Source organism: Marinitenerispora sediminis, from assembly GCF_003336425.1.
GTDB classification, from domain to species: domain Bacteria; phylum Actinomycetota; class Actinomycetes; order Streptosporangiales; family Streptosporangiaceae; genus Marinitenerispora; species Marinitenerispora sediminis.
Genome location: NZ_QEIO01000230.1, coordinates 1 through 6,152, shown reverse-complemented (window position 1 = coordinate 6,152; position 6,152 = coordinate 1). Strand labels below are relative to the sequence as shown.

Sequence of the window (6,152 nt, the reverse complement as noted above, 5' to 3'; positions counted from 1 at the left end):
GGCTGGCAGCACACCGGCGCGCTGGACGCCGCCGCGATCCAGCGGGCCAAGGACCACGCCGTCAGCGAGGCGGGGATCCGGCGCGACAACGACCCCGTCCTCGCGACCATCAACGAGGACTCCCTCAAGGCCTACCTCAACGACGCCAAGCGCGGCAACGGCGTCGGCCTCATCGACGTCGGCCCCACCAGGTGGCGGCTCGGGGCGAACCTGCACACCGACCGGGCCACCGTCATCGACGTCGCCGTCGACTCGGCGACCAGGGACTCCCGGTCGGGCGGCACCAGCCGCTCGACCTCCGTCACGACGACCGCCGCGTCCGGCGGCTCCGCCCCGTTCCGAGGGGCGGGGACGACGGCCAACAACCCGCCGGCCGACGACCCCACCGCTCCCACCATCAGCACGGGACTGGCCGGCCAGGTCGCCCTCAATCCGAGCGGGGAGCGCGGCGGCACCCGCACCGACGGGCACACCGACAGCGACCGCCCGGTGCCCGGCCCCGACGCGACATCCAAGCGCTCCTACCTGGTGTCGATCCCGGTGGACTGGGTCGTGTCGGCCGAGGTCCCGCACCGCTCGATCCCCGGCTTCGGCCGCCAGCCCACCCAGGGGATGGCCGAGGCCTCGTCGACCAGACCTACTACGACGAGCGGGCCAAGCTGCCACCGCTGGTCCGGCGGCTCATCGCCGACCCCACCGACCAGCAGGCCCGCGACGACTACGCGGCCGCCGAAAAGGCCACGGACAAGGCACGGCAGGAGTTCGAGAAGCGGTTCACCGCCTGGCGGGACGCACTCGACCGCGCCCGCGCCACGATCGGCCACCCCGAGGCCGCCGAGTCGGGCTTCAGCACCCCGCGCTCGGGTGAGTCGCCGGACGTCTCCGGCAGCACCACCCCGATAGACGGTTCGCTGTACGACTCCAGTACCAGCCGGCGGCGCCGTGTCACCTTCGCCCCGGGCCCGTCCACGCACCGCGGCGGCAGCAACCCCACCGTCATGCACGCGGAGGTCGGCCCGACCGCCCCGATCCCCCGGACCACCACGGACGGCGACCGGACGCCTCCGACCTCGGTGGACGAGGCGCGCGCCCGCGTCGGCCGGGCGCAGGCCGATGTCGTGCGGTTCGAAATCGACCTGGAGAACACCCGCGAGCGGCTGAAGCAGTCCGGGGACGACCTCTCCTACCTCGGCGGCAGGGTCGAGGCCGCCCAGCGCCGCGTCACCGCCGCCCAGGCCGAGGTCGACCTCGCCCAAGCCCTGAAGGCGGACGCCCGCGACGGTAACTACAGCGAAGTACTCGCTCCCGAGGCGGACGAACGCTCCAAGGCCGAACTCGACCGCGCCCGGGCCGACCTCGACCAGGCGCTCGAACAGTTCACCCAGGCCGGCGGCTCCTACCACCCCGACGGCACCCCGATCCGGCCCGCACCCGAGACACCCGACTCCGACGCGCCCCGGGCCACCGACACCGCACCGGACCGCGATCCCGACCCGAACACCACCAGCGACGACGCCGGCACCCGGACGGAGAACCGGAGCACCACCACCGACCCCTGGGCGGACGCCGCCCTGCGGGAGTGGCGCAACGACCCCGCCTACCAGGTGAACATGGCGTTCACCGACCAGCCGGGCACCACGCCCACCGGGGCCTACTACCCGCCTCCGCACCCCACCACCGTCGACGCGCAGCTCCAGATGCAGGTCGCCGCCGGGCTCGGCCAGCCGCGGCAGATGGTCCCCGGGCTCCACCCGAATCTCGCCTACCCGCTCCTGACCGCCTTCTACGACAACCACGTCAACGGCGTGCCGATGGCCCACCTGGCCGCCAGGTTCACCGCGGACCCCAACGCCTACGGCCAGGTCGAACAGACCTTGCGCGCCCAGTGGAGCCAGTGGCGGGGATCCGGCCACCTGTTCTGGGCCCTCGACACCCTCAGCCGGTCCGGTGGCGTCTACGTGCCCAACGCCTCCTGGGGCACGCTCCTGCCGCCGCCGCGCACCTGGAACCCCGGCCGCGCGGAGCTACCGGTCGGCAGCGGAATGAGCCGCGGCGGCACCACCAACCGTCTCTCCGACGTCGAGGCGGGCTACTGGTCCATCCGGGTCCTGGAGGGCCAGGACCGCGGCAGCCGCGTCCAGGACCTGCTCCCTCCGCACGAGGTCGAGACGGTCCGCCGCTACGCCGGCGACGACTTCGACTTCGTCAACAGCGCCCTGCGCGGCCAGAGCTACGTCCTCGCCGAGGACCGGCCCCGGCTGCTGCCGATGGTGCAGAACCTGGACGCCGCCCTCAGCCGCCGCCCGTTCCCGCAGCCGTTCCTCATGCAGCGCGGGGTCAACACCGACTTCATCAACATGCTCGGCGGCAACGTCGACAGCCCCGCCGCCATGCAGGGCCTGGTCGGCACGGTCTACACCGACCCCGGCTACATGTCCGGCTCCCTCGGTGCCACCACCCCGCTGGAACGCGACGTCTACATCGCCATCCGCGTCCCCGCCGGACACAACGGCCTCAGCACCATGCCCTTCGTGGAGACCGCCGCCGGGGAACGCGAGATCTTGCTGCCCCGCAACACCTCCATGGTCTTCCACGCCGCCTACCAGGCCGAAGCCGTCCAGCCCGGAAGCGGCGACCGCACCACGATGTGGTTCCTTGAGGCGGAGGTCGTCCCGCTCGGATGGCGCCCCGGCCCCGACTGGCGGCCCGCCCCCTACGGCGACATCCACGAGGGATACCAGGAGGACGCCGCCCGCGACTCCGACTCCGACGATGACATGTACGCGTCCTCCGACGACGACCTCCCGCAGTCCCCTGACGGCCCGCAGGTGATCGGCGGACGGGACGGTCTGCCGCCAGAACGGGCCGCCGTGCTGCTGGACGCCTACTACGACCACTACGTCGACGGCAAGAGCCTCGACAGCATCTTCCGAGGCGACTCCGCCGCGGAGCGGCAGTTCCATGAGGCCACCACGTACTGGCGGGAGAGCGGCGCCCTCCGGCAGGCCCTGCACGACCTCGGACGGGTGGGCTACCAGCCGCCGCCCGGCGGCTGGGACAGCATCGTCAACCCCACCCGCCGCACCGTGCCGCTCCCCGACACGATGGCCGCGAAGTTCGGCAACTCCCCCGGCCAGTCCCAGGACCTCTCCGTCACCACGGACGACGGGACCGTGCTCCCCGCCCTCATCACCCAGCGCGGTCCGCGTCCCGTCCCGCCGCGGTTCGAATGGAACCGCATCCACCGGGACGGCCGCGACATCGTCGAGGTCCAGGTGCGGCTGGCCCGCCAGTCGCCGCCCGACGGAGTGGACCCCCACACCATCACGCGCGCCGAACAGCGGCTCGTCGCGGACCTGGAATCCCAGGTCAACGACGGTCGCCCCGTCCCCGACGGCCGGGGTGGCACCCGGGAGCGCGTCCCCTACACCCTGCGCAACGGCAGCGAACTCCGCCTCAAGGTCGAACTCGTCGACCCGGCGGACGTGCCCGACGCGTTCTCCTACCACGGCCGTCTCCAGTGGGCCCCGCCGGTCTCCACCCCGGGCCAGGCGCCCCCCGACGGCAGTGTGGTCGGCCCCGACATCCTCGCCTGGTTCGGCCTCACCGAATCCACCCTGTCCCAGGTCGACCGCACGCTGCAGCAGGCCGAGCGCAACGAGACCAACGCACGGGAGGCCCAGGATCGGGCCCAGCGCGCGGAGCACTCGGCCACACGCGGCACCCGCCCGCCGAGGGACGACGACTGGGAGGACTCCCAGGAGTCGCGCGAGGAAGCCAAGGTCGTGGCGGAGGTGGCCGCTCAGGCGCGCGCGCGGGCCCACGACCTGGCCGCACGCGGCGATCTTCCCGGAGCCCTGGCCAAGCTGGCGGAGGCCCGCGCCAAGGCCGCGGACGCCATGGCCTACCAGCGGGAAGCCCTGGACCTGCATCCCACGCCCCCGACGCTCGCTCCGGGCACCCGGCCGTCGGCGGACGACAACGCCCGCCGGGCCGAGGCCGAGGCCATGCGTGCCGAGGCCGTCGTGTACCGCGCTCTCACCGACGCCCTGGACGCCCGGATCCAGCGGCTGCGCCTCCTCGACCCCGCCGGGCAGGACGCGGTCCGCGACGCCCACCCGCCCCGCGTCACCGCCGCCGCCCTGTCCCGCATCTCCGAACTCACCACCGAGTCCACCAGCAGACCCGCCCCCGTCCACCAGGGACTCGCTCCCGTCGCCGACTGGGAGAACCCCCATGGCCCGGCGTCCGAGGACGCCCGCCGAGCCTGGGACGAGGCCCGCCGCCAGGCCCCGGTCACCGTCATCGGCGCGCTCATGGACGAATCCGGCGTGGACATCTCCGGACGTGAGGTGCGGCTCTCCGCCCGTCCGGCCCGTCCGACCCACCGCGACGATCCCGCCGGTGAGGAGGTCCCCGGCCGCCCGGAGGGTGTCCCCGAACGCCTGATCCCCAGCCAGACGCGCTTCCAAGGCATGCCTCGCCGCATGGAGGTCCGCCGGGTCCCCATCCCCGAGGAGCACCGCACTCCGGGCGGCCCCACCCACGTCCGCGAACTCACCATCCGCATCAAGTTCGACCGGAACGGGAACGACCCCGCGCTGCTCGCCGAACGCTTCGCGGCGATCAAGAAGAAGCTGGAGCAGACCGCCAACCACCTGCACCGGCTCCCCGACGGGGACGGCGGCCCCGGCGACCAGCTGCACTTCCGGGTCCTGGACGTGGACGAGCCGGGTGTCACGGGGCCGGCCGACTACCGGGTCACCTGGCGCCCCACGACCGGCGGGATCATTCCGCGCAACAACGCCGGCAACTGGTCCGTGGACTCGCCCCCGGCGGGCCTGGTCCACGAGATCCTGCACCTCTTCGGACTCCGCGACGAGTACTTCAAGGCGTCCGACACTGACGCCAGTGTCCTGCGGGCACGCCCCGACCACTCCCGGGTCGACCCGTCCGTCGCGAACATCATGACGCACCCGAGGACGCCGTTCACCGGGCTGCGCGAGCACCACCTCCACGAGTTCGCCGACATCACCCGGCCCGCGCTCGACCGCGACACCGGCGGACCCGCCCCCTACCGGACCCCGGTCCGCGTCGCCGACCTCCCCGACTCGGTCATCGCCCCCCTGACCCGCCTCGGCGGCCCCGTTTCGGACACCGACGCGGCACGCGACGTCTTCGGCGCCTACTACGACCGCCGCGTACGCGGCCGCAGCATGGAGGAGGTCGCCGGCGACCTGGCCGATCTCCAGGTGGCGGACTCCGCCGGCGGGGCGCGCCGTCCCACTCCGGAGGAGACGGCGGACATGCTTCGCGAGGTGTGGCGCCGCTGGCAGCGGAGCGGGGTCCTGCGGCCCGCCCTCGACGCCCTCGACGCCCTGAACCAGCCCGCCTCGCCGGGCGCGGGCTGGAGCGACACCCTCACGCACCGCGGCGGCACATCGTCCGCCGACCCGGCGCAGCTTCCGCAGGAGCCGGGGGACAGCGACGAGGACACCACGAGCCGGCCCCCGCTGGACGAGGACGGGAGCCGCGCCGCGGGCACCGACGGCCCCGGATCCGAGCCCCGTGACGCGGAGGACTCCTCCTCCCCGGACACCGCGCGGGGGCTGCGCAACCCGGAGCCGGAGCACGTCCAGAACCTGGCGGCCGACGTCAACCGGCGCGCGGCCGACGTCGACTCCGCCCGGGCGGAGTCGGAGGCCGCCGCCGGCCGGGTCGGACAGGCCGAGTCCTGGGCGAAGGACTCCGCGGACGCCTACGAGGCGTCCCAGAAGAAGTACGACGAGGCCCGGGCGGCCGCGGAGGCCGCCCGGGCGGAGCGGCAGCGCCAGGTGGACGCGGCCACCGAGCGCGCCGACGCCTCCCAGGCCCGGGCGGACCGGTCCTGGGCGGACGCGCAGAGCGCCCGGGAGCGGGCGGAGGAGACCCAGGAGGCCGTCCAGGCCGCCCGGGAGGAGCAGCGGGAGGCCCGCCGCGAGGCCGCCCGGCTCCGCGGCGAGGCGGAGACGGCTCGGCGGCAGGCCACCGAGACCCTGCGCGACGCGCGCGGCGGCTCACCGGACCGGCAGCGGAGCGCGCGCGAGGAGGCGGCCGGGCTGCGCTCGGACGCCACCGAGGCCGAGCGCGAGGCCGCCCGGATCGAGAAGGCC

1 protein-coding gene and 1 pseudogene are annotated in these 6,152 nt (G+C 74.3%); both read left to right on the top strand.

Features of this window, described 5'->3' with window-relative positions; translation table 11 throughout:
* A pseudogene (locus DEF28_RS27730) lies at positions 1–903 on the top strand (hypothetical protein); the annotation flags it as partial.
* A 95-nt stretch (positions 904–998) separates the two neighbouring features.
* Positions 999–6,152 (top strand): ADP-ribosyltransferase (locus DEF28_RS25340; RefSeq protein WP_309485857.1); only part of this gene is annotated, 5,154 nt, incomplete at its 3' end.